Here is a 25,206-nt window from a genome sequence, read left to right on the forward strand (position 1 = left end):
AATCTGTATTACTAAAATATAGTTTACCTTAGTATACTATAATTCAAGACAGCTGGATCATAGATTCCTTCCATTAATATTAAAATTGTTATGCTACGATTAGACAATACTGCGATTCAAACCGACGTTCATAAACTCTTTTATGGCTCTTCATCCGGAAAACTCTGGGAAGGTGCGGAATGGATTGAAACAAACGGTCTTGGCGGTTGGGCAGGCAGTTCCTTAAGCGGATGCAATACACGCAGGTATCATGGCTTGCTGGTGGCAGCAACCAAGCCACCTACAGAACGAACAGTATTGGTAAATAAGCTGGATGAAATCATAGTATTGAATGATGAGTGGACACATTTGAGCACAAATAAATTTCGTGAAGCCCTGTCTCCGCAAGGATATCAGCACCTGAGCGAATTTAAAAAAGACCTTTTCCCTGAGTTTACATTTGAGGCAAACGGTGTTGTGATCAGAAAAACAATTGCAATGTTGCATGGAGAAAATACAACTGTGATTATCTACAATGTATTGCAGGCCCCGTCTTCCTTTACATTTAAATTATTGCCTTTAATCAGCAGCAGAGACTATCATTCGCTGCACAAAGCAAATGATGTATTTGATCCAACATGCACATTTGAAGATGGTTTGTTCACAACACAGCCCTACGCTTCTTCACCCGAAATTTTCATATCTATACCAAACGCTTCCCTTCGCAAAGATCCAAACTGGTTCTATCAGTTCGATTATGCAGTTGATCGCTACCGCGGCTTGGAGTGTGAAGAAGATCTGTTCAATCATGGAACATTCTCGTTAACACTTAATGCCGGAGATTCTTTTGGCATTATTCTTTCAACAGCAAACCCAACGGGCAGAGATGCATTTTATTTATACGAACAGGAACGTTTGAGAAGAGTACAATTGCTTGATGGAAAGTCTACAAATACAACCATTCAGCAATTAACGCTTTCTGCAAATCAATTTGTTGTTCAGCGTTCTGAATCTTTAAAAACAGTTATCGCCGGTTACCACTGGTTCACAGACTGGGGAAGAGATACGATGATTGCATTGCCTGGCTTATGTTTAACAACTGGTAAGTTTGATGATGCACGACGCATTTTAAAAGCATTTGCAGAAAGTGTACAGAATGGTATGATTCCAAACCGTTTCAAAGACGGCGACGAAGCACCGGAATACAACAATGTGGATGGTACGCTTTGGTATTTTGTAGCGGTATATAGATACCTGCAAACAACGCAAGATCGCAATTTTGTATTGAATGAAATTTTACCCGTATTAAAAGATATCGTTGATCATCATTTTAAAGGCACCTTATACAACATTAAAGTTGATGAAGATGGCTTATTGTATGCAGGCGAAGTTGGTCAGCAACTAACGTGGATGGATGCAAAGGTTGGTGATTGGGTAGTGACTCCAAGAATGGGTAAGCCGGTTGAGATTCAGGCATTGTGGTACAACAGCTTAAAAATATTCGCGCATTTATTAGATATCAATTATCAATCGCAGGATGCTTCTGCAATGGAAGAAGCCGCTCAAAAAGTGAAAGATACTTTTGCAACACGCTTCTGGAATCAGGATGGAAATTATTTATACGATTTGATTGATGAAAACAATCAACCGGACAATTCTATCCGTCCGAATCAGTTGTTTGCGATCAGCCTTCCGTTCCAATTGCTTGAGGGTGAAAAAGCGCAAGCCGTATTTAATTGTGTTGAAGAACATTTATATACTCCGGTTGGCCTGCGCAGTTTAAGTCCGCACGATCAGAATTATTATGGCATTTATCAGGGCGACTGGAGAAGACGTGATGCGTCGTATCACCAAGGAACAGTCTGGAGCTGGTTATTGGGACCATATGTAGATGTTATGATGCGTGTAGGCGGAGAGCATGCGTACCGTTTAAGTCAGAAAGTAATTTATAATTTTGCATACCATTTAGAAGAAAGCTGCATCGGCAGTGTTTCTGAAATTTTTGATGGTGATGCTCCTCATCATCCGCGCGGCTGTGTAGCACAAGCCTGGGGTGTTTCGGAAGTATTAAGAGTGATTGATGAATACAATCTGTAAGTATTAGGTTTTAGGTAATAGGTTTTAAGATATCGTTACATATTAAAAGCATCTCGCAAAACAGCGGGATGCTTTTTTGTTTTACAAAAAAATATTATCGGATTGAGACCAGTTAATCATGAAGGATGAAAAACTATTAGTTTTTATCCCTACGGGATCAAGTGCATTTATTACCTTAATTCAAATATACTTATAAGACATATCGCCTGATTCCGGAATCTTTATAAATTCAACTCAAATGAAACTACATTCCATAATAAATTAGTATTTTTAGTTAACCGTATCAAACCCCTAGCCCATTGAATGCTCAAAATAACATATCAAAAAAAATACTTTTTATAGGTATTGTATTCAGCATGTTTATGTGGGGCTTAAGCTGGCCTTCCGGAAAAGTTGCGGCAGCCTATGGTGACCCGATATCAATAGTGTTGATCCGCTATGCCGTTGTATTCCTTAGTTCGCTTCCAATTGTATTTTTTATGAAAGCACCCTTAACAATGAACAAAAAGGGATTGCTTCCATTGATTGGCGCGGGATTGCTTTTGTCCATTTATACGTTTTTGTTTTTTTATGGCTTGAAGAACGGACTTGCCGGGGCAGGTGGTGTGTTGGTTACAACGATGAATCCGATCATGGCTTATGGAATCGGTTTAGTAATCAACAGAAACAAGCCTTCAAGAAATGAAACAATCGGATTGATATTGGGTGTACTTGCAGGCGCAACGCTCTTAAAGGTATGGGGAAGCACGGATGAATTATTTTCCTCAGGAAATTTGTATTTCTTATTGGCTGCATTTGTTTGGGCAGTACTGAGCCGGATTACGTCGAAAGCTTCGACTTACGGCTCTTCTATGACCTTTAGTTTGTGGATGTATCTTGCAACTGCTCTTATTATGCTGCCGCTGGTTGATTACAGTTCTTTAAAAGAAACACTTGTTATTGCAGATGGCTATTTCTGGTGGAACATTTTTTTCAGTGCTGTGTTTGCAACTTCACTTGCCACAACCTATTACTTTTATGCAACAACAACCTTAGGTCCTGAGAAAGCAAGCAGCTTTATTTTCTTAGTTCCTGTTTCAGCGGCTGTGTCTTCGTGGTTTTTTTTAGGTGAAGCATTACAGATACATACCATCATTGGCGGTGTATTGGGAATTGCTGCAGTGTATATGATCAATAGAAAAAAGGAAATTGTGTAATGAAAGCAATTGTTTTTGATGCGCTGAAAACTATTTTCATTTATACAATCCTTTGTGTAGCTACCTTTCTTATATCTACTACCATACTGGAATATACCAGCTTCAATGAGCAAGCAGCCTTTCTTAAATACAAACAGGAATACTTACATATCACAAGCTGGAAAATAGCTTTTTACATACATGTCTTTACAAGTATTTTTTGTCTGATCGCAGGCTTCACGCAATTTTCAAAATCGCTGCAAACAGAATATCCCGCCTTACACAGATTCATTGGGAAGGTATATGTGTTTAACATACTTGTAATCAATTTTCCTGCAGCGCTGATCATGGCCTATTATGCCAATGGTCTGCTGCCGACTAAAATTGCATTTACCATATTGGATTGCCTTTGGTTTTGGTTTACACTAAAGGCTTTTCTTGAAGTTAAAAAGAGAAATTTCAAAAGTCATGAAAATTATATGATCCGAAGTTACGCGCTTACATTTTCAGCTATCACGCTTCGTACATGGAAACTTATCTTATCAAGTACAACAGACATCGATCCGGATTCTTTATACATGATCAATGCCTGGCTTGGCTTTGTGCCCAACTTACTTGCTGCTGAATATTATATATGGATGAAAAATAAGGGATGATTATGTTCTGCTAAAACTTTCGCCGATACACACCCGAAATAAAACAAATCCCATAAATAAAAAACTTACAATAAAGCATAGAATTGCTGCACTTACAGCAACTGCATCTCCCTTTCCTCTAAGTTCTTTATATACTTTCGAAGAAATAACAAACGAACTGAAAAGAACTACCAGAAATCCTATTAAAAGAACAATGAGCATATAATACGTAAATTAAGTTAAGCAAAATCGAGAGTTATCTTCTACTGAATCCACCCGTTAATTGTGCCCATACATACAGAACACCCAGGCCTATAACAAAAAGGCTCAAAAGAAAGAATATAATAGAAAAGAATCCTGCAAATTTATTTCCATCATAACTTAATGTTCGGTACACTTTACGGGAAATATATAAAGAACTTAGTATCGTTACTATAAGTCCTATAAATAAAAGTACTAGTTCCATATCTGAAAGATTAAATCGAATCTGTTTTATTTTTAGAATACATTGACTGTCCAAAAGGATCACCGCCTACTGAAATCTTCTTCGAATAAAACGAACCAGACAAAAAACACTCCAATCGTAATTACCGCAATACTTGTAATAAAACATAAAGCTGTAAATATGATATAATATGGATTGTTGTTATTTTTAAGCGTCTTATATACTTTTCTGGAAATAAAAAAGCTACTTAAGATTATAAAAAATATAACTACCCATACTAAGACTGCTTCTATATTATTTGCATCCATGTTTTTTAAAGTTTAACGATTCAAAATAAATTACCTTATACTCTACTGACCAGCCAATCAAATTCAAAGAAAGAGTATGGCAAATATTATAATCACAATGCTGGTAATAAAAGATGCGATTGAAAATATCAAGGCATACTCGTTATTTTTAGATTTTAATGCCTTATACACTTTCCAGGAAATAAAAAAAGAAATTAAGGCAATTACAAATAAGGTTAATAGTACAAGAGAAATTGACATAAATTTTTACTGATTTGTATAATGAAACAAATATTAAGTAAAGTTACCTTCTGTTGAATCCGTCACGGAAAACAACCCAAACAATTGCCGCAGCAATGTAGATTAAAATAAATGTACCAATAAAACTACCTGCAGCAATTATTATTGCGGCAGGATTTCCTTTTTTATCCAATACTTTATAAATCTTTAAGGCAACAAAAAATGCACCCAGCAAAGCTGTAAGTAACATTATAATTCCAGGAGTTTCCATATTTTATATAATGAAATATATAGTACTGCTAAGTTATTTTTATTTATTAAAAACAGTAAATTCAGCATTCTTTTCTTTAAACATTCAATGAATTTTCTACTTTGAAAGTAATACAACAAAATATTTTTTCATTGCAGAAAATGTTTCTGCCGAAACCTTCTCATACGTTTCCGGATCTTCTTCCACATACTGATCGTTCCAGGAACCCATGCCGCCAAACTGATTAGCATTCTTAACTGCAAACAAGCCTAAAATAGTTTCTCTATCATAGTTCAATTTATACCATTCTTCCAGATACAGAAAATTATTTTTAAGAACTTCTAGAGAACGTTCTGAAAATCCTTTTGTTGTTAGATCTTTAGAAATAACTTCCAGATGAGCCGCATCAAAATTTCCTTCAGGAACTGTTTCAATCAAAAAATAATTTGCAAATCGAAACGCCTCTTCAAACGGAGACTGAATCTTTTTCGCAAACTGTTCTATTTCTGAAAGTGCCTGTGAAAACTCTTTCTTAACAACTTCAACATTTCCTTTTGATTCCAGCAAGGTTGTAATTGTTAAAGGCTCAAAGAAAGAAACTTCCCATGGAGTTTCATTTGATTTTAAATACCATCTGTCTTTGGAATTGCCGCGTGCAAGAGCTTTGTCATACTCTGTTTTATCAGGACCAAAAACATCTTTTAACGATTCCGGAATTGTTGGACGTACATGATTTTCTTCTGAAAGTCTTCGTATTGCACCGCACACAACATTTACCAATCCGGTTAAACTCAGCTGCTCTGTTGTTTGTTTTTGAATGAATGCTTCAAGCTCTGTAGCTTTTGAAACAGGCACATCAGGTAATGGCCATTCCTGCATATCCGCTTCACAGGCCGACCATACAGCAGCTACGGATGGCTGCGCATGTACCAGTTGTATTAACTGCTCCGCAGAACATTCTTTTAATGCATACAGAAATGCGATCTCTCTGTTGTTGTCATCTCCAAAAAATGAAAAGTCGGACTGATAAAATAAATTTTTCAAATGTCCCGGCAATAGAAACGGTGTACCTGCAACCGTGCATTCAATCTGCATCTCTTCGGATAACTTAGTTGCCAGAAAATTAAATTCGCCTTTCCCTTCTTTACTGTTCAGATACGCACGCGCTTCGCTTTTCGCTACTGCTTTCCGACCATTCAATTCATTGGATTCGGTTATTAGATTTGCAACCAACTCCCAATGAGCTTCGCTATTAGTTTGTACATCTACTAACTCGCCAAATAGTTCTGTTGTGATGGCATAGGAAGGTGAATAAAATGTTTTGATCACATAACAGTGTGTGGACTTTTCAGTAAGTACTTCAAAGAGATATTCCTGGGTACCTGCAAAAGCTGCTAAAATATGTTCGGGTAATTTATCTGATTCCTGTGCAACGGAACGTACAACACATTTTTTAATTTTTTCTGTCCGGAGTTGTTTAGCCCAGTCAGCAAAACAGACTTCCGTTCCATCATCCAGTCCGGCTGCTAATGAAACAGCACCCGGCTTTTGTATTTCCTTTAATTCAAAAATAGCTCCGAAATAGTTTAGAAGCTCTTCTATATTTTCTTCCGGTGCTTCTAAAATTCCTTTTGAAAGCGTAATGATGTAATCTAATCGATTCATAGTCTATATGTACAAGAACGTATTCTTGTACGCTAACACCATCAGGAAGTTATGTTGTTGAACGATTCTTTATTTAATTTTCATATATTCTTAATCGGCGCTTAGCCGCAGCCAATTCTGTCTGCAGTGCATCAAGTTTATTCAATAAATTAAATACCACATCAATGCCTTCAATGTTTACATCCAGATCGTGGTGCAGGCGTATCATTTTTTCAATCGCCCGTATTTGATCCTGATGAACATAGGCAATTTCTTCAATGATATTAATTTCCACCAGTCCGATATCATTCAATTCATGTAAAAAAGAAACTTCTATCTGATAGCTGGTGCAGATGGTGTGTACGGGAATAAACTGTTCTACATTCATGGGTTCCGAAGTTTAGAGAGTTCCGTAAATAATTCTTTTTCTTTTTCAGTAAGATTGGTCGGAAGTGCTATGTTGTATGTAATGTACAGGTCACCAAACTCACCTTCCTTCTTATAAACAGGCAAACCTTTTCCTTTCAGTTTTACCTTGGTGCCATTTTGTGTTTCGGGTGCAACTTTTAATTTGGCTTTTCCATCAAATGTATCAACGATCAGGTCTCCCCCTAATATTGCTTTATACAAATCAATTTCTACCGTGTTATGCAAGTCGTTGTTGTCTATTTTAAATTTTGTGTTGTTGTGTACATTGATCTGAATTTGCAGATCACCTTTAGGTCCTCCATTCAAGCCATCTCCGCCATAACCGGGAATCTTAATGACCTGTTCGTCTTTTATTCCTGCAGGTATGGTAATACGAATATTTTTCCCGTTAACCGTTAATTCTCTTTTATGTGTAGTGTATACCTCTTTCAGATCCAGATCCAATTCTGCAAATAAATCCGCTCCCTTAAATTTAACACCACCTCTTCCTCCACGCCCGCCGCCTGCCGCACCGCCAAACATATTTTCGAAGAAGTCTGAATAATCATTTTCAAACGAATTTCCTCCTCTTGAGCCACCTTGGTTCGGTGGTCTCTGGTAACGCTGCTGTCCGGCATTGGCATAAGCATTTCCTTGCTTCCAATTATCACCATAAGCATCGTACTTCTTGCGATTTTCAGCATTGCTTAATACTTCATTCGCTTCATTTACTTCCTTAAATTTTTGTTCAGCTGCCTTGTCATCCGGGTTTACATCCGGGTGATATTTGCGCGCCATTTTCCGGTAAGCCTTTTTAATATCCGCTTCTGTAGCACTTTTATCAATGCCAAGAATTTTATAGTAATCCATAATCACTTGAAAATTTAAACATCTATAATTTCAGCATTTTGTTCTATTAAATCAAGCATTAAAATATTTATGGGATTTATAGAACAATTGTTCGAAACGTAAGATTTACCCTTGGCGCACGCACTTTTGTTGTTTTAGGAAGAGAATGCAGCCAATTTGTTTGTGTGGCACCTTTCATAACCAATAAACTACCGTTTTCGAGGGTTTGAGTGACCGTATCTTTAGAAACTTTATGTTTAAAAGAGAACTTGCGCTCTGCACCAAAACTCATAGATGCGATACACGTATTTAAGCCCAATGCTTTTTCATCGTCGCTGTGCCAGGCCATTCCTTCTTCTCCGCTATGATATAAATTCAATAAGCAGGAATTAAATGAATCGCCTGTTAATTTTTCCGCAAGTTGTTTTAATTCTAATAGTTCCTTTGTCCAGCTTAATGCCTGCTTTGTGGTATTTGAATATGTATATGAAAAATTTTGATCTCCATACCAGGCAACTTTGCGTTTGGTAATGATGTGCTTGCCATAAATAATTGCTTCGTCATTTTTCCATTCAATATTTTCAAGCAATGCATTCAAATATGAAGTGGCTTGTTCATGACTCATTATTGCGCCATAGTAATTTACGATGCCGTCGAAAGGTAAAAGATTGGATTGAGGGTCTGGAGCGAAGAGATTCATTTGTTAGTAGTCAGTGTTCAGTTGTCAGAAGAAATTTGTCAGAACCACAGATTAATCTGATGAAATTGATTGAATTGATTTTGTCGTTTGTATTTTTTATTCTTTACTGATCAGATTTAAATTTCATTTTTTATCACATACATCAGGTTAATGAGTGGTTCAGACTTACTGACCACTGTCCACTGACAACTGTTTACTACTCTCCCAACCAATCATTGCAGTTTTTCTTGTTATTCCCCACATATAACCGCCTAAGTTTCCTGAAGCTTGTATCACACGATGACATGGAATTAAAAAAGCAATTGGATTGCTTCCAATAGCAGTGCCTACAGCTCTTGATGCAGAAGGTTTTTGAATGGTTGCTGCAATATCGCCGTAGCTGGTTAATACACCCATCGGAATTTTCAATAATGCTTCCCAAACTTTTAATTGAAACTCTGTTCCTTTCAAATGCAGTTTTACTTGTTTTAACTTTGACCAATCCATTGAAAAAATAAGCAATGCATTACTATGTGCATCATTAATCTTTTTTAAATAAGTTGCATTCGGAAAAACAGATTTTAGTTGTGTTAATCCATCGGCTTCATTTTCAATAAACGTTAAATGACAAATCCCATGAGGCGTAGAGGCGATGATTACTTTTCCAAAGGCTGAATCTGAAAAACTATATTCGATCGAAAGATGTGCACCGCCATTTTTATATTCACCCGGCGTCATACCTTCGATCTGAATAAACAGATCATGCAATCTGCTTGTACTTGAAAGTCCGATCTTATTGCTTACATCAAACAAGGAAGGTTCTGCTTTATTCAACAATGCTTTCGCATGCTGAATACTGATGTATTGCAAAAATTTCTTTGGACTCACTCCTGCCCAATCTGTAAATAAGCGTTGGAAATGAGACGGACTTAAATGTACTTTCTCTGCAATTTCGTCCAGACTTGGCTGTTCTTGATAATTTGCACGGATGTATTCTATTGCTTCAGCAATACGCTTATAATTACTTTGCTCCTTATCGTCCATAGTGCTGATTTTTCATTACAAAAGTATTCAGTTTACAGCGATAATAAAATCCGAAACGTGCTAAGTTATCTCTAAAAAGACTGTTATTCAGGAATCGCTTCTGCAAGCATCTCGTTCCCATTTTTATCATAATAGGTACAGGTCATTTTCCCCATATTGACGGTCCATGTTTCAACGCCAGCTTCCGCTGCCTGTTCACAGAACGTTAAGTAATTTGTTCCGCCTTGCTGATGGATCTTTAGATCTATTTTTAACTTTTCCTTATCTGCTTCATTTGAAATGGTAAAAGCAGGATACTTCGCATCCGATTGGATAGAATAATTATTTGCTCCCCAATATACCGTATGTCCATCGCTCACAAACTGCGTATATTGAGTAAGACCCAATGTGATGAGTTCTTTAATGTAAGAAGGGAAATCTGCACCGCTTTTTACTTTTGCGTGTGCTGTTTTAATTTGTTCAAGTGTAAACATAGTTGTACGTGTTTAATGATTTACTGATACAAAAGTTTAAAAAAAATTAGTAGTTCAATTGTAAAAAATCGTTTTTATGACTTATCGGAAGAAAAATAATTTTCCGGCGTTTCTCCGGTAAACGTTTTAAATTCCTTTATAAAATGCGCCTGATCGTAAAAGCCCAATTCATAACTTAATTCTGTAAGTGAATTTGAATAGGTTCGCTGTCTAATGGCATGTTTTAACCTTACAATAGACGCAAATTTTTTAGGGCTTGTTCCTACGGCCTGCCGGAATCGTTTCTCTAACGGACTCTGACTGATATTTAATTGCTGCATCAATTCTGTGATGCGAATGGTTCCTTTACTTTTATGAATTAAGGCCAACGCAGCTAATACCATCTTATCCTGTTCTACAGGACGAATGCGGGCAAGCAAAAAATTTTCTACAACAACAATCCGTTCTGCATCTGTACGTGCTGCGCACAATTGTTCTTCTAAAATCAACAACTCCGATTGCAACATAAAATTGTCTAAAGAAATACTCTCTTTAAAAAGTTCGTGTAAGGGTTGTTTAAAAAAATGTGCAGCGCCTGTTTCTGTAAAGAACACCAATACGGTACCTATATTTGCAGAATTTTTAAATACTTTATAGTGATCACTTAATCCGCTCACACCGGATTTTGAAAGAAGCGTTTCATCTGCATTCGTTAAATGCGACAACTTGCCTTTGTATTGAAAACCTAAAACAATAGATGTATCCGGAATTACTTTATACGTCTGTTCATATTCATTTTCAGAAACGGCAAAACTCTTAATAAAAGGTTTTAAGGATTCGGTCGGTATGTATATCGAAAATCTAGACATTTATTTACTTTCAGTGATAAATGTAAAATTGCCAGTATTGTAAATGTAAAAATTTCTTATCGCAATTTGAAATGAGGCTTTTTGATTTATTTAAAATGGCTTTCCGTGAGTAAGCCCGATTATTTTTTGTGTTACCGCTGGAAATTTATCCAACGTTTTTAGAACAAGATGTGTTGTTGTCTTTTTCCCGAACAAGCTCTGCAAATAATATCCCGTTTGAATCCGGAAATTAAACTCGTTGTTCCAGGCATCTTGATAAGCTTCTATTAAAGCTGTTTTACTTGTCTTTGTTCTAAAAAAAGAAACAAGCAGCCTCGATAAAACAAATGATGCACGGAAGCCCATACTCATGCCATTGCCACACAAAGGTGTAATGGAACCTGCAGCATCACCTACCAAAAATATTCCGTTTGCATAGGCGCTTTTTTTATGAAACGAAATGTTACTTATTACAATGGGTTCTTTGAAAATAAATTCTGCTTCTAAAAATATGCGTTTCAAAAAAGGATTCTTATGCAAAACTGTTTCCTCTAATTGTTTTATATTATTTTCTGATTGCTTTAGTTTATCAGACGTTGACAAGTAACACATACAATATGTTTCCTTGTCAACTTTTGAAATGCCGCAGTAGCCATCTTCATAATTATGCAATTCAATTCGATTATCCGGAAAATCTGTTTTGATGTGATATTTAACACCAATGTAATTTATATTTTTCTTCTTTGATTCAGTTGAAGACTTAGCAAATACCGGCGTGTACTTTCCATAGCTCCCGCAAACGATCTGGGCCCTGTAAAGTCCGAATGTAGTTGTGATTAAAGAGGAATGTTCGTTTTCATTTTCAACATCCAGCACTTTGCAGTTTTCTAAAATGACTACACCCTTTGCTTTTGCCAACAAACATAATTCCTGATCTAATGTATATCTGCTGATACCGAAGCCACCTAAGTCTAAAGGTGCGTTCAGCATAAATCCTTTTTCAGAAGATACTCCCAATTGCGTGATGGAAGGTAAATTCATATCGTTCAATGGCAAACCCAACGAAAGCAAAAAATTCCAGCTTTCCATAGAAATATATTCGCCACACACTTTATGAAAGGGATAGGTATTTTTTTCAAACACAATCACTTCAATGCCTGCATCTGCAAGCTGAATTGCGAGACTCAATCCTGCAACGCCGCCGCCAACAATTGCACATCGATATGAGTTGTTATTGATTTCCATAAACAATTACCTGATGGCGAAACGCCCATTTATTTTTAAGTGAAAAATGTGTAGCTCCGGCTTTATCTAAAATAGTTTCCCATTCTTTCTTTTTAAATCCCCGCGCGACAGATAACGGCGCATCGTTTTTAACCAGATATGATTTAGAGAATAATTGCGTCAGCCATTTTATAGAATAATATGCAATCGGATTCCGTTCCAGATCATTCACAATTAAAATAGCTTTATGTGTTAATGCAAACGATACCAATTCTACAAGTTGTTCTTCTGTTAAATGATGGCAAAATAAACTTGCATGAATAATATCTACATTACGCTCGTGCTCATATAAACATTTGTAATCATCGCAAATGTAACGTATGGCTAATGCAGAGGTATTTGTCTTTGCATATTCAATACATACCGGTTTAATATCAATACCAACAAGCGAAAGATTTTTATTCGCACGTTTATTCCAATTAAAAATATATTTTAAGGTATCACCGCCGCCACAACCAATATCAACCAAAGTATACGGTTTGTTGTTTTTAATAACGGTGTTTAATGCAGACAAGCTTATTTTATAGCCACCCAGCAATGTGTTAATAGTATCTAATTCTCTTAAGTTTTGAAATAGATCTGCTGCAGGAATGTTATCTCCATCCAGCAGTTCATTTTTATCGCTTCTACAATTAAGCATATACAAGCGATACAGTTTCAATACTTAATCCCGGACCAAATGCAGCTGTAAAAATAGATTTTCCTTTTTGAACATGTTGATTGTTATTCAATACATGCTTCAAAACAAACAAAACCGTTGGGGAAGACATATTGCCATAATTTTTTAATATCTCGTACGACGATGAAAGCTTATTTCTGTCCAGATCTAATACCTTACAAAATTCATCGATAATTTTTTTCCCTCCCGGATGTACTGCCCAAAAATCAATCGTATCGGGGTGTACATTTACTTCACTTAACATATTTTTGATATTGCCGTTAATCAGATCGGAAACATATGTAGTTAAATTCATTTTGAATCCAGTTTCAGACAATTGCCAAGCCATATCGTTGTAGCCTTTATGAAGCAGTAACGAATGAAAATCATTTATTTTTATTAATGCATTCTGCGAAAATTCTATTGGATCAGCGGTTACAAGTACCGCAGCACAACCATCGGCAAACAATTGATTTGAAATAATATAATCATCCGAATAATTTTTCTGAAAATGAATGGTGCATAATTCCGTACAAACGATAAGCACTTTTGCATTTCCATTGCTTTTGCAGATAGCATCAGCTTGTTTTAAGGCAAGTATTGCAGCATTACAGCCCATAAAATTTATGCTACTCCTATTTATGGATGGAGAAAGCTGCAATTCATTTACTAATTCAATATCCAGACCGGGAGCAAATAATCCCGTGCACGTAACAGTGATTAAATGAGTGATAGTTTTTTTGACGATTTCAAATTCAGGAATTTTATTTACTGCTTTTAAAGAAAGTTTTACAGCTTCTTCTTTAAAAATTTCCATCCGTTTTGTAAGGCCAGGCTCAGGCATTAACGAAGAACTTTTAGCATAAAATTCAAAGTCTTTTGGCGCAAGACTATAATCCTTTAATACCGAATATCTGTTTTCTATGCCTGTTTTAGATGAGATGATTTTAATTTTTCTTTTAATTTCATCGTCATCCGTTGAATTGGAATAGAATTCTGCAAATTCATTTTGTGAATGAAAATATTCGGGAACACTCGTTTCTATGGCTGATATATAACTCACTTACTCAATTATTAATAACGTATAAAACTAAGAAACAACTATTCATACACGTTGATGCAATTATATTCATGAACATGGTATGTTTAAAATTTGCTTCATTTTGATTTTTAACAACCTTTATAAACCAATAGAAATAATACATCACGATCGGCACAAAGAAAATCTGTATGATATAAAATTGATTTACTTGGTCATTTGCATTAAAATATAAGAAGTACAAAACATTTGTAATAGCAAACATCAACCCGGTGAATATAAATGTGCCCGCATAACCTAGTTTATAGCTTATTGTTACAACACCATCTTTGAGGTCTTGCTGATGCTGATAAATTTGTGTCAATGGATATGCGCCTGCTATCTGAAATGAGCTCCCTAACAATAAATACAAAACAGGACCATTTAGTTCCAATCCATGATCTGTAATCCCTGCATAACACATATAATAGGTAAATCCTCCCTGAAAAATAAATACGACAAGAAAACCAATGTATGGATATTTTTTTAATCTTATTTCTCTCGAGCTATATGCTCTTGATGCCAGTGTGTAAATGAGGATGCATATTGCAAATACAGAATTTATAAAAATGAACCCAAGTGTAATCGCGAGTATGTCTATAACCAATGTTACATAATATAATTTTTTTGTAGGTAGCGGAGGTTTTTCCAAGCCACCGATACTTTCTTCGTCTTTGTCAATATAACTGTTGTATCCATTACTTGAAGGATATACCAGTAAATGCATGATACAAAAAGAAACGAGGGTATTGAAACTGAAGAGTTCTGCGCCTGACTGACTTAATGCCAATAAAAACAAGGGCATTAAAAAAAGAGAGAAAGGTATTCGTAATAATTTTAACGTGTTTTTGTCAATTAATGCCATCATTTGTATCCGTATCAAAAACGAGTGTTTTTCAAGTATTAAGATACGTCTTTTAATACAATAGCTCTTATAAAATAACAGTGATTTTTTACAGAATTAGACTATTTAATCGTTTTAATTCTTTTAGAATTTTAAGGCTCCAGCACTTCGCATACATAACCCCAATTGGAAATCCGCTCTGAAATGCTTTCAATGTGAATATGAGTAGTGCTTTCGATGCGAAGAATTTTATCACAATCTGTAAGATCGAAATTTATTCTGGATTCCGGCATGATCAGAGAAAGGTCGCTGATTATCTTATCAGCGACCTCATTATCTGTAACATTCGTTTTAAAAACCTCTACGATCATATTATTTTTTTTCAAGGGCCGCTTTCAAATTCTGTGCATTCTGATTCATGTCTTTCTTTAACATTTTTTTGATCAACGGAATCATCAGATTCATTGGGAACTCCGTACGTGTATCAAAAACCGTAAGGACTTTCGTTTGATCCGGTTTTACCGATTCAATTTTGACATATACCTGACTTACTCCTTTGAACGGTTTTTCAAAACGCAATTCTGTATGGATCAATTCGCCTGCATCAATACGTTTAATTTCCTGTTCGCCTACTCCAACATCCTTTAGATCACTTTGCCATGCAGTAACAAACCCAACCGTACCATCCACACCTGTATGAGTCAGCTTTATATTCGGATCGGCCATCATCCATTTGTTGTAGTAGATCTGATTTTTTAACTGAACAACATAATTAAACACTTCATCTTTTGATTTATCGATAACCACTTCTGATTCGATAAAATATACTTTTGCAGAAGTCGCTGCAAAAATCAAAAGTGATATTATGAAAAGAACAATAAAGAAAATTATTAACATGATCTCAGTTTTAAGAATCTATACCAAAATTTATTTTTCAAGAATGGCCTTCAGATTCGCCATGTTTTTAGTTTGCGCATCGGTAATAAACATTTTACCGACAAAACACATAATGTTGAAAGGATAACCGGTATGTCCGTAAAATTCGTTTGTTACCTGAGTTTGATTTTCATTGATCGCTTTCACAATTGTCGCCGCTTTTTGTTCATCTCCATGTCCTTTAAACCTCAAGGCTACATCTACACGCTCGCCATCAACCTTTGTAATTTGCTGTTCTCCTTCACCCATTTGCTCACTTTTCCACTGCGCTAAAAAACCAACGGTTCCATCAATACCCGTATACGTCATAACAATATTGGTATCTTCCATTACCCAGACACTGTAGTTCTCTTGATTCTTAATCAATTTTACATATTCATATACTTCCTTCTGTGGTTTATTGATCGTTGTTGATACAGAGACAGTATAGTCTTTAGGAATAAACAATGCGATAATCAACAACAACGCAATAAACGCTGCAAGTCCGATTAAAATTTTCTTTAGAATTTTCATTTTTTTAAAAATGTTTAAGTTAGAATTAGTTTGTCGATTAAAATTTTTAGATTTATTACTTAACTCTCCAAGGGTTTAAAACCCTTGGAGAGTTTTTGAACAACAGACATTAATAAAATTAATTGTTTTCAGTATACGATTTAAAATTATTTAAAATTGCCTGCCAGCCGGCTTGCTGCATGTCTCTTGGGTTTTGTGATTCAGGCTCAAACGACTCAACAATTTTTACTGCATCACCGGATGTTGTAAAAACAATTTTTACTTTTCTTCCATCACCTATAGTATATTCGATCAATTCATTTGATTGTACCTGATCGTATACACCACCAAAATCAAAGCTGAAACTGCCGTCCTTTGCAGCCATTGTTGTAGTGAATTTTCCACCTGCTTTTAAATCATTATCCGCTGCAGGTACATGCCAATCCGGTGAAGCCGAACACCATTGTTTAATATGGGCTGGTTCATTCCAGTATTTCCATACTTTATCCATGGGTGCATTTACTGTAGCTTCAATTGTAATTTCATTTTTCATGTTTGTACGTTATTTATATGTAAATGAATTATTTCGTTAGTCGAACCATGCATCGCACATCGGTATCATTGAGATACCATTCAACACAATAGCCATGGGGGTCAATATTTTTATTTAAAAGGAGCGTATCAAATGCTTTTCCTATGTCAGAGATTTCTTTCTGATAATTTTCAATTACAATGCTTGTATACGTTCCTTTTTTCAAAACAAGTGTTTCTAATTTAAGTTTTATTGCTTCACCATCTGTTAATTCTTCTGCTGCCGCTCTGTAAATTATAGTTCCGGTATTATCCGGGTTTGAAATTCCAAAATATTTTCGCTTATCCGAATACGGAATCAATTTATGCAACTTTTGATGAGCCGCTAAAACACCATCCGGAAAAGCATTTGCAACTAGATAAAATACAACAATATCTTTTTCTAAAAAATAATTTTCCATGATGTATTTTTGAAATGATTTGATTTAAATGCAATACGAAGTTATTGTTTTTATTTTATCATTTTCAAACAGATAAATGTCACAATAATTCACGAAAGCATCTTTTCCTTCCGCATCAAAATAACGACATTTCCCTTCAATTACAATCTGTTCATTTGTTTCTATTATATTATTATTTGTTAATTCAGACGACTCCATTTCCGTTAACATCTTGTCGCAAAAATGGATGATATCCGCCTTACCTTTCAGAACCTGATTTCCGATGATGTTCCATTCGATGTCATCACAAAAATAGGTATATACAGCAGCAAAAGCGCCGTTGGAAAATTTCTGACTTACTAGTCGGTTTGTTGCTTCCATATCTGTATCTGTCGTTTTTACAATACAAATGTAGCATGCAATTCCATATGCCCGGTTGTGCAAAAACGACAAACTGACGGGTTGATTACGACAAATGTTTTGTTTTACTTTACAGCATGAAACACGTGTCCATTTTAGTTCTTGAAACCGCTGTGCCTGCTGCCATCGTAGATCCAAGGTATATGTTTACTGCAATTAACGATTTTTTGAAGATTGCAGAATTGCAGCCAGCCTTTGATGTAAAACTCGTTGCGGTTAATAAAGACGTAAAACTTCAGAACGGTCAGATTACTATTCATGCGGATGCTTCTTTAAAAGACATTAAGAAAACGGATCTGATCATTATACCTGCCATTGGAGGAAATATTCAGGAAGCATTAAAGCTAAATGCTGCCTATCTGCCCTGGATCACCGAGCACTATAAGAAAGGTACGGAAGTAGCCAGTCTTTGTATTGGCGCATTTGTGCTTGCTTCTACAGGTTTGTTGAAAGGCAAAACATGCTCAACACATTGGCTGTTTGCAAATGAATTCAGAACCATGTTTCCGGATGTGATTCTTACCGATGACAAAATCATCACCGACCAGAACGGCATATACTCCAGTGGTGGCGCCACTTCCTACTGGAATTTGTTGTTGTATCTGGTAGAAAAATACACCAATAGAGAAATGGCGATCATGGCGTCCAAATTTTTTTTACTGGAAATGGATCGCAATACGCAATCTCAGTTTGTGATGTTCAAAGGCCAGAAAGATCACGACGATCTTCCGATTGTGAAAGCGCAGGAGTTTATTGAAAAGCATTATGCAGAAAAAATTACTGTAGATGAATTGGCAGATAAATTCGGCATCGGCCGCAGAACCTTTGAACGTAGATTTAAAAAGGCTACAACGAATACGGTGATCGAATACATTCAGCGAGTAAAAATCGAAGCTGCAAAAAAACAACTGGAATCCGGCAGAAAGACTGTGAATGAAGTGATGTATGATGTTGGCTATACCGATGTAAAAGCTTTTAGAGATGTATTTAAAAAAGTAGCGGGAATGTCGCCGGTGGATTATAGGAACAAATACAATAAGTAGTAAGTTTTAAGTAATATGTTTTAAGAACTCGTACATAAATTCTATCTGTTTAGAAATATGAATGGATAAATATTTTTAAAAATTAAAAGCGAATCTTACTCTTTGCATTCTTAGAACTTAAAACTTACTACTTATTACATTCATCCGATTCTCAATCCATTCTCTACACCTTTATCCATAGACAACAACGTGATTGCTTTGTTGTCTCCAATCGCTCCAAGGATCAGACATTCGCTTTGTATGTTTGCAATTTGTTTGGATGGAAAATTTACTACGGCTACAACCTGTTTACCGATCAACTCTTCTGTAGAATATAACACCGTTATCTGCGCAGACGTTTTTTTAATTCCTAAAGAACCAAAATCAATGTGAAGTTTATAGGCAGGTTTTTTTGCTTCAGCAAATACTTCTGCCTGAATAATTGTACCGACACGAATATCAACTTTTTCAAAGTCGTGCCAGGAGAGGTTGTTCGTTGACTCGCTCATATTATATTATATTGATTCGTCTTAATTAAAGCTCTCCAAGGGTTTGAAACCCTTGGAGAGCTTCGTTATTTCACTTCAAAAGATTGTTTGAATCCGTCTGCTGCATTTGCTGAAACCCATAGATTAAAGGTTCCGGGCTCAATGAGATAAATGCCTTCATTGTTGTAAAAGCCCAATTCTGAAACAGCTATTGCAAACCGAACTGTCTTTGTTTCTCCTGCTTTTAATTCAACCTGAGCAAATGCTTTCAACTCTCTAACCGGCCTTACCAGACTTGCCGTTACATCCTGCACATATAGCTGCACAGTTTCCGTTCCGATCCGATTTCCTGTATTCGTAACGGTTGTTGTTACAATTAAACTATCCACCTTTGTAAGTGTATTTTTTTCAATCGTAGTTTTTGCATACGTAAATCTTGTATACGACAAGCCATAACCGAATGGATATTGCGGTGTGTAACCCGCATCCAGATAGTGTGAAGTATTTCCGAGTGAACTCTGCCACGCTTCAATCGGAATGTCTTTAATTCCCACAAACGATGTAGAATCTGCGGGACGGCCCGTATTGGTATGATTGTAATAGATTGGAATTTGTCCTACTGTCTTTGGCCATGTCACAGGCAGTTTGCCTGAAAAGTTTTCCTTGCCACTCAATACATCAGCAAGCGCCGGACCGGCCATGGTTCCCGGATGCCAGGCCATCACTACCGCAGATATATAAGGCAACAAATGTTCTATAACAATCGGACGGCCAGCCATGATAATTAACACAATTGGTTTACCGGCTTTATATAATCTTTTTATTAATTCTTCCTGTGCGCCCGGCAAACGGATATCTGCTCTGGAATGTGCTTCACCGGAAAGAATGGCTTCTTCCCCTGCAAAAAATAAAACGACTTCAGATTTCTTCGCAGCCTTGTATGCTTGATCAAATATGGCCTGCGATTCATCGCGACTGTATGTTAAACCTGAAACATAGTTTATGTTTTCAGTGCCATACATGTTGCGTAAGGCAGTTAACGGTGTTTGCGAATCATTTTTATTTCCATCAAAAATCCATGTGCCTAACTGTTCTTTCGGTGCATTTGCCAGCGGACCAATAACTGCTATTTTTTTCTGAACTGTAAGAGGCAATATATTTTTTTCATTTTTCAACAAGACGAAACTTTTAATGGCGGCAGATTTAGCAAGAGCAAGCGATGCAGGATCAAGCAGAGCAAATTTTTCTCTTCCTTCGAAATAGGGATTTTCAAAAATACCTGCACGGAATTTTATACGTAGAATGTTTTTAACCATTTCATCTAATTCCGCTATAGTAATTTTATTTTCAGCAATCAATGTTTTTAAATGATGGGCGTATGCCTGACTGGTCATCTCCATATCCAGACCTGCAGAAGCGGCTTTCAAAGCAGCATCTTTTTCATCCGTGCAATATCCATGTGGAATCATTTCGGTTACCGAATTCCAGTCGCTTACAACAAAACCTCTAAATTTCCATTCGGTACGCAATACATCTTTTAATAAAAACGTATTGCCTGAAGCAGGTATACCGTTCAGATCATTAAAGGAAGTCATGAATGTTGCAGCGCCTGCATCTACAGAAGATTTAAATGGTTTGAGATATATGTTGCGCAAGGTGTTCTGTGAAATGCTTACCGTATTGTAATCACGGCCACCTTCAGCTGCTCCGTATGCTGCAAAGTGTTTGGCACAAGCAAGAATACGGCCGGGCTCAGCCAGATTGTTTCCCTGAAAACCGTTGATGTATGCTTTGGCAAAAATAGATGCTAAGTACGGATCTTCACCCGGGGACTCTGCAATCCTCCCCCAGCGCGGGTCCCGGCAGATATCTACCATGGGAGCGAACGTCCAGTTGATGCATCTCGAATACGATTCATTTGCAGCAATCTCAGAAGTCTTTTCGATCAGCGTTGTATCCCAGCTTGCAGCTAAGCCCAACGGGATCGGAAAAATAGTTTTGTACCCATGAATCACATCACGCCCAAACAACAGCGGAATGTGATTCGGACTTTCTTCTACCGCGATTTTTTGTATCTGTAACACAAGTGCTGTATCGGTGAGGTTTAAGATTGCACCAACCAATCCTTTGCGCACCTGATCTTTTAATTCATCCGACAAGCCTTTGCTTCTGCTTGAAGTTCCTTTCAGACACAGCTGTCCGACCTTTTCATCCAGACTCATTTTCTGCACCAACGCATTGACTTTATGTTCGATGCTGTCTGTTTGCGCAAAACCTGCAAGAGAAAGAAAAAATGCGATTGTGAAAAAATACAGTTGCTTCATGAATTTAATTTTAGATCTACGCTGATAAGTATTATTATTTTTCTAGTTCCATTTATTACAATCAGATCCATTGAAAATTATTTCTGATTACGACCCCAGCGGGGTCGCATATTTATAGCAAACATATAACATAATAGTTTTTTACGCACAATACCGAAGGTATTATTTGTCTAATAAAATACCTTCGTATTGTGCGTATGTTGTTTGAATCTAATATACTATAAATATATCACCCCGAGTGAAGTCATGACTTAGTATCAGCTGTAATCTGCAGATTACTTGCCTTCGACCAACGCTTTGATCTGAACCAGAATCGGATTCCAGCCTTCTCCTTTGTTGGATACATCCTGATAACGTTTCTCTCCATCTGCAACACTTTCAAAACCATCCTGACGTACGGTTAAGATGATATCGTCTCCTTGCTGCTCTAACTTATATGTAACGTTCAAATAATTTGTGGGAATGTCGGGGTAAGAGGCGAACGGATCAATCACAGTATAAACAAGCTTGTTCGGTGGCTCAATGGCTAAAATTTTTCCTTTCACAAAAACAACTTCTTTGCCGTCGTGTTGACCGCGCCATAATAAGTCACTTCCAACTTTCCAATCGGAAACGGTTTCACAACCGAACATGTATACTTTCGTTTTTGCCGGATTCACCAATGCATCCCACACATCTGCAGGTGATGCGTGGATAGAAATTTTATTGGTGACGTTTTTTTGTGGTTGCATGGGCGTACTATTTATAAAATAGTTTTTAATTTAGACGGAACTTAATTTACACTCTTTTAAAGAACCGTACAAGAAAATAGAATAATAGATCTTATTATTGAAATGTTATTGAATATTAAATATTTTTATCGAATGAAACACACGCTCTCATTCTTCTGCTGTTTCTTCTTTTTTGCACATATGTGTTCTGCACAGCAAACAAGGGATACATCTGTAGCAAATAATCTTTTGTATTTTTCTTTACTGAAACAAAGTGTGCTTTCTATTAACTACGAACGCCCCTTTCGACTAAATCCAAACATGACGATCAATCCGCATGTGGGTACAGGATACATTCCAGGTGAAACTGAAAAAAATGTTCCTTCAGACTTAACATTATATCATGGCGGATATCTTCTCTTCGGAATAAAAAATTTCTATATAGAATCCGGTGTTGATTTTGTCGTGCACGATTACGGAAAGCAATTCTATTACAACATCAACGGCAACTTTGGACTACGCTATCAACCCAAGCACAAAGATCACATGATGTTCTCTTTGACCTACAATCCGATCTTCTATAGATCTGAAAAAGGGAATGATTTTGATGCGCCGTATGGATTTTCGGTGGGGCTGGCGTTTTAGGCTATCTGAAATCATTTAGTAGAAAGTTTTTATAGGGTCAAAAAAATTTCCACATCCATACTTGCGCAAGTGCAATTATAAAATTTCTTGTTTGCACTTAATCGCTTAAGTGCAAGTATATGTATTAGTAATTGCACTTAAAACCGTTTTTTTACACAATTTATTCCAGCGGGTATCCTTCTAAAAGACAAGAAAAGTTGAGTTAATTACTCTAATTTTCGTACATTTGATAGTATCATATGATACTATCAAATATCGCTTGTGAAACCGCCATACAACATTACGCCTCAGATTTTACAGCTTGTAGCATCTATTTTTGAGAAAATAGGCGAAGTGAATGCAGCGCATTTAACAAAACTCCCACCCGAACTACGCAAAAAAAATCGCATTAAAACGATTCAGTCTTCTCTGGAAATTGAAGGCAATACATTAACGATTGAGCAGATCACTGCTCTGCTTGAAAACAAAAGAGTTGTTGGACCACAGAAAGATATTTTAGAAGTAAAAAATGCAATTACAGTATATGATAAGCTGCATTCATTTAATGCATACTCGTTAAAATCTTTTTGCGATGCGCATAAAATTTTAATGACTGGTCTTATAGCAGACGCAGGTAAATTGCGAACAAAGAATGTAGGCATTGTAACCGGTTCGGTTGTGAAGCATATTGCGCCTTCAGGAAACATGGTAAAATCCTTGATGAATGATTTGTTTACATATCTGAAAAAAGACTCTGATTTGCTACTAATCAAAAGCTGTGTCTTTCATTATGAACTGGAATTCATTCACCCCTTCCTTGATGGCAACGGACGTATGGGACGCTTGTGGCAGACGGTTATTTTAAAAGACAGTTATCCCATGTTTGAATATCTGCCGATTGAAACAATCATTAAAGAAAAGCAAAAGGAGTATTATAATGCTTTATCTAAGTCTGATAAACTGGGTAACTCAACGCCCTTTGTTGCATACATGCTTGGTGTGATTAATGAAGCGCTGGAAGTGTTGTTGCAATCACAGAACATCGCATTGACTGCTCTTGACCGCATGGAGATCATGCGGGACTTTATAGACACTACATCTTTTACCCGCCAGGACTATCTACGCAGATTCAAAGAGATCTCTCCAGCCACCGCCAGTCGTGATTTGAAGGCTGCCGTTGACGAAGGGTTATTAAAGAAGTCGGGTGATAAGAGAATGAGTAGGTATGTGTTTGGGGTGGGAAGAGATAGATCTGAATAATATTTATTTTGAAAGGATTGCCCTTATCTCTTCTTTCATTAAAGAATCATGGTTTTCATGATTGCTTAAAAAAGTATCATTGCATAAATCAAGTAACAAGCCATTCTCAAGAACAAATGTTTTAGTTTCAGTCTTCCCATTGCCGGATGCAAAATACAAAAACAGTATTTTTTGCTCACCTATAGTAAGGTTATACTTTAAGTAATCTATAAACGTATCATCTTTATTAAGCCCATTGTCCTTTAGTAAATTGATTATATGTTCGAATCCTTTGATATAACCATCAATAAATGTTTGATTTTTTGATGCGATTGAATGATAACGCCTTTTAAAAAAGTCTAGCTTGGTTTTATTTGAGGTATAGAAAAAATAATATCGACCAATACTATTTAAAATACTTTCCAATACTTGTTCTTTATTAATAGGAATATAATCCTCAATAGCTTTTACTCTATTTTGATAAGTATTAGCTTCAATAACTTTTTCAATAAGAGGTTGGAAATCTATGTACGCATCAAATACAGCATTAAAATTATATTGAAATATCTTATCTATAATATCATATTCTATAATATTTTCATTTGAAGAAAGTATTTCTTTTCCAGTTTCTTTAAAATTTTCATTATCATTTTTTAAGATGGAATCTAATGCAGCCGTGCCTGTTATGTCCGGACTTGCACCTCTAATTCCGTAATTCATTTTTGATAGATTAAAAATTCGCTGTTGTTGATTATCCATCAACTTGAAAAACATTTGCTGTTTTAATAAATCATTCTGCTCTTTCTTATTTTGGCTGATTTGCTCTAACTGCTGTTGATTTGCTTGATACTGAATATAAAAGGCAAGGAATGTTACCGCAACACCAACTGCAGCTATTAGTGGATTCACTATACCACCAAATGCATCGCCTACTTCATTGTAGCCATTAATTTTTAAAGGGATGATATCGCTAAAAATAAGCATAGGGAACGAAATTGCAATGATAACTAAGAAAATAGCAACTCCCCTAAAAAAGGCAAGTAAAAAATCGGTTTTCTTTTTTTCGGTTTTCATACAATGAATA

General features: G+C 36.2%; 30 protein-coding genes. 6 read left to right on the forward strand and 24 right to left on the reverse strand.

Annotated elements, in window-relative coordinates:
- The first annotated feature begins 90 nt into the window (after positions 1-90).
- From A3EE_RS0100640 to A3EE_RS0100650, 3 genes are all read left to right on the forward strand, one after another.
- On the forward strand, positions 91-2,076 hold the full coding sequence (locus A3EE_RS0100640) for an amylo-alpha-1,6-glucosidase (RefSeq protein WP_018341483.1): 1,986 nt from the start codon (positions 91-93) through the stop codon (positions 2,074-2,076).
- Between the two features lie 299 nt (positions 2,077-2,375).
- Positions 2,376-3,272, forward strand: a complete 897-nt coding sequence (locus A3EE_RS0100645; RefSeq protein WP_083921227.1) for a DMT family transporter — start codon at positions 2,376-2,378, stop codon at positions 3,270-3,272.
- The gene (locus A3EE_RS0100650; RefSeq protein ID WP_018341485.1) at positions 3,272-3,907 is read left to right on the forward strand and encodes a DUF2306 domain-containing protein; all 636 of its coding nucleotides are present in this window, start codon (positions 3,272-3,274) and stop codon (positions 3,905-3,907) included. Before A3EE_RS0100645 ends, A3EE_RS0100650 begins: the two co-directional genes overlap by 1 nt.
- Here A3EE_RS0100650 and A3EE_RS0100655 read toward each other — a convergent pair whose 3' ends face one another.
- The 20 genes from A3EE_RS0100655 to A3EE_RS0100760 form a co-directional block, all read right to left on the reverse strand.
- Positions 3,908-4,108: a hypothetical protein gene (locus A3EE_RS0100655; protein WP_018341486.1), complete on the reverse strand. Its 201-nt coding sequence runs from the start codon at positions 4,106-4,108 to the stop codon at positions 3,908-3,910.
- A gap of 34 nt (positions 4,109-4,142) precedes the next feature.
- Positions 4,143-4,352: a hypothetical protein gene (locus A3EE_RS0100660; RefSeq protein ID WP_157446817.1), complete on the reverse strand. Its 210-nt coding sequence runs from the start codon at positions 4,350-4,352 to the stop codon at positions 4,143-4,145.
- Positions 4,353-4,922: 570 nt separating this feature from the next.
- Positions 4,923-5,129, reverse strand: coding sequence for a hypothetical protein (locus A3EE_RS0100675; RefSeq protein WP_018341489.1), 207 nt, complete (start codon positions 5,127-5,129; stop codon positions 4,923-4,925).
- A 96-nt stretch (positions 5,130-5,225) separates the two neighbouring features.
- Positions 5,226-6,773 carry a hypothetical protein gene (locus tag A3EE_RS0100680; protein WP_018341490.1) on the reverse strand — a complete coding sequence of 516 codons (1,548 nt, stop codon included), beginning with the start codon at positions 6,771-6,773 and terminating at the stop codon, positions 5,226-5,228.
- A gap of 73 nt (positions 6,774-6,846) precedes the next feature.
- Positions 6,847-7,140: a chaperone modulator CbpM gene (locus A3EE_RS0100685; protein WP_018341491.1), complete on the reverse strand. Its 294-nt coding sequence runs from the start codon at positions 7,138-7,140 to the stop codon at positions 6,847-6,849.
- Positions 7,137-8,030, reverse strand: coding sequence for a DnaJ C-terminal domain-containing protein (locus tag A3EE_RS0100690; protein ID WP_018341492.1), 894 nt, complete (start codon positions 8,028-8,030; stop codon positions 7,137-7,139). The genes A3EE_RS0100685 and A3EE_RS0100690 overlap by 4 nt, the downstream gene beginning before the upstream one ends.
- Positions 8,031-8,106: 76 nt before the next feature.
- Entirely contained in the window at positions 8,107-8,709 is a 603-nt protein-coding gene (locus A3EE_RS0100695) for an alpha-ketoglutarate-dependent dioxygenase AlkB family protein (RefSeq protein WP_026209520.1), read from the reverse strand.
- 165 nt (positions 8,710-8,874) lie between these two features.
- Entirely contained in the window at positions 8,875-9,732 is an 858-nt protein-coding gene (locus A3EE_RS0100700) for a methylated-DNA--[protein]-cysteine S-methyltransferase (protein ID WP_018341494.1), read from the reverse strand.
- 83 nt (positions 9,733-9,815) lie between these two features.
- A complete protein-coding gene (locus A3EE_RS0100705) occupies positions 9,816-10,205 on the reverse strand; it encodes a DUF1398 domain-containing protein (protein WP_018341495.1) in 390 nt (129 codons plus the stop codon).
- Between the two features lie 74 nt (positions 10,206-10,279).
- A complete protein-coding gene (locus tag A3EE_RS0100710) occupies positions 10,280-11,053 on the reverse strand; it encodes a helix-turn-helix domain-containing protein (protein ID WP_018341496.1) in 774 nt (257 codons plus the stop codon).
- 90 nt (positions 11,054-11,143) lie between these two features.
- Complete coding sequence (locus A3EE_RS0100715) at positions 11,144-12,277, reverse strand: NAD(P)/FAD-dependent oxidoreductase (protein WP_018341497.1); 1,134 nt, start codon at positions 12,275-12,277, stop codon at positions 11,144-11,146.
- Complete coding sequence (locus A3EE_RS0100720) at positions 12,264-12,956, reverse strand: methyltransferase domain-containing protein (RefSeq protein ID WP_018341498.1); 693 nt, start codon at positions 12,954-12,956, stop codon at positions 12,264-12,266. Before A3EE_RS0100720 ends, A3EE_RS0100715 begins: the two co-directional genes overlap by 14 nt.
- Complete coding sequence (locus A3EE_RS22075) at positions 12,949-14,037, reverse strand: type III polyketide synthase (protein WP_018341499.1); 1,089 nt, start codon at positions 14,035-14,037, stop codon at positions 12,949-12,951. Before A3EE_RS22075 ends, A3EE_RS0100720 begins: the two co-directional genes overlap by 8 nt.
- 4 nt (positions 14,038-14,041) lie before the next feature.
- Positions 14,042-14,920, reverse strand: coding sequence for a UbiA family prenyltransferase (locus A3EE_RS22080; RefSeq protein ID WP_157446818.1), 879 nt, complete (start codon positions 14,918-14,920; stop codon positions 14,042-14,044).
- 128 nt (positions 14,921-15,048) lie between these two features.
- Complete coding sequence (locus A3EE_RS0100735; protein ID WP_033417389.1) at positions 15,049-15,267, reverse strand: hypothetical protein; 219 nt, start codon at positions 15,265-15,267, stop codon at positions 15,049-15,051.
- Position 15,268: 1 nt separating this feature from the next.
- Positions 15,269-15,793: an SRPBCC family protein gene (locus tag A3EE_RS0100740; RefSeq protein ID WP_018341502.1), complete on the reverse strand. Its 525-nt coding sequence runs from the start codon at positions 15,791-15,793 to the stop codon at positions 15,269-15,271.
- Positions 15,794-15,823: 30 nt separating this feature from the next.
- Complete coding sequence (locus A3EE_RS0100745; protein ID WP_018341503.1) at positions 15,824-16,345, reverse strand: SRPBCC family protein; 522 nt, start codon at positions 16,343-16,345, stop codon at positions 15,824-15,826.
- Positions 16,346-16,463: 118 nt separating this feature from the next.
- Positions 16,464-16,877 (reverse strand): SRPBCC family protein, encoded by a 414-nt coding sequence (locus tag A3EE_RS0100750; protein ID WP_018341504.1) that lies wholly within the window; start codon positions 16,875-16,877, stop codon positions 16,464-16,466.
- Positions 16,878-16,905: 28 nt separating this feature from the next.
- Positions 16,906-17,316, reverse strand: coding sequence for a hypothetical protein (locus tag A3EE_RS0100755; protein WP_018341505.1), 411 nt, complete (start codon positions 17,314-17,316; stop codon positions 16,906-16,908).
- 24 nt (positions 17,317-17,340) lie between these two features.
- Positions 17,341-17,676 (reverse strand): nuclear transport factor 2 family protein, encoded by a 336-nt coding sequence (locus A3EE_RS0100760; protein WP_018341506.1) that lies wholly within the window; start codon positions 17,674-17,676, stop codon positions 17,341-17,343.
- Positions 17,677-17,792: 116 nt separating this feature from the next.
- Here A3EE_RS0100760 and A3EE_RS0100765 point away from each other — a divergent pair, with 116 nt between their 5' ends.
- Positions 17,793-18,758, forward strand: a complete 966-nt coding sequence (locus tag A3EE_RS0100765; protein ID WP_018341507.1) for a GlxA family transcriptional regulator — start codon at positions 17,793-17,795, stop codon at positions 18,756-18,758.
- Between the two features lie 140 nt (positions 18,759-18,898).
- On the opposite strand, the gene A3EE_RS0100770 is transcribed toward A3EE_RS0100765, so the two are convergent.
- The 3 genes from A3EE_RS0100770 to A3EE_RS0100780 form a co-directional block, all read right to left on the reverse strand.
- The gene (locus tag A3EE_RS0100770; protein WP_018341508.1) at positions 18,899-19,246 is read right to left on the reverse strand and encodes a tRNA-binding protein; all 348 of its coding nucleotides are present in this window, start codon (positions 19,244-19,246) and stop codon (positions 18,899-18,901) included.
- 65 nt (positions 19,247-19,311) lie between these two features.
- On the reverse strand, positions 19,312-21,549 hold the full coding sequence (bglX, locus tag A3EE_RS0100775) for a beta-glucosidase BglX (RefSeq protein WP_018341509.1): 2,238 nt from the start codon (positions 21,547-21,549) through the stop codon (positions 19,312-19,314).
- Between the two features lie 275 nt (positions 21,550-21,824).
- Positions 21,825-22,280, reverse strand: a complete 456-nt coding sequence (locus A3EE_RS0100780) for an SRPBCC domain-containing protein (protein WP_018341510.1) — start codon at positions 22,278-22,280, stop codon at positions 21,825-21,827.
- A 132-nt stretch (positions 22,281-22,412) separates the two neighbouring features.
- Here A3EE_RS0100780 and A3EE_RS0100785 point away from each other — a divergent pair, with 132 nt between their 5' ends.
- The gene (locus A3EE_RS0100785) at positions 22,413-22,904 is read left to right on the forward strand and encodes a hypothetical protein (protein WP_157446819.1); all 492 of its coding nucleotides are present in this window, start codon (positions 22,413-22,415) and stop codon (positions 22,902-22,904) included.
- 261 nt (positions 22,905-23,165) lie between these two features.
- A complete protein-coding gene (locus A3EE_RS0100790) occupies positions 23,166-24,143 on the forward strand; it encodes a Fic family protein (protein WP_018341512.1) in 978 nt (325 codons plus the stop codon).
- 3 nt (positions 24,144-24,146) lie between these two features.
- Here A3EE_RS0100790 and A3EE_RS0100795 read toward each other — a convergent pair whose 3' ends face one another.
- Positions 24,147-25,196, reverse strand: a complete 1,050-nt coding sequence (locus A3EE_RS0100795) for a hypothetical protein (protein WP_018341513.1) — start codon at positions 25,194-25,196, stop codon at positions 24,147-24,149.
- Positions 25,197-25,206 lie beyond the last annotated feature (10 nt).

Origin of the sequence: Cytophaga aurantiaca DSM 3654, from assembly GCF_000379725.1 — a bacterium.
In the GTDB taxonomy this organism is placed as follows: domain Bacteria; phylum Bacteroidota; class Bacteroidia; order Cytophagales; family Cytophagaceae; genus Cytophaga; species Cytophaga aurantiaca.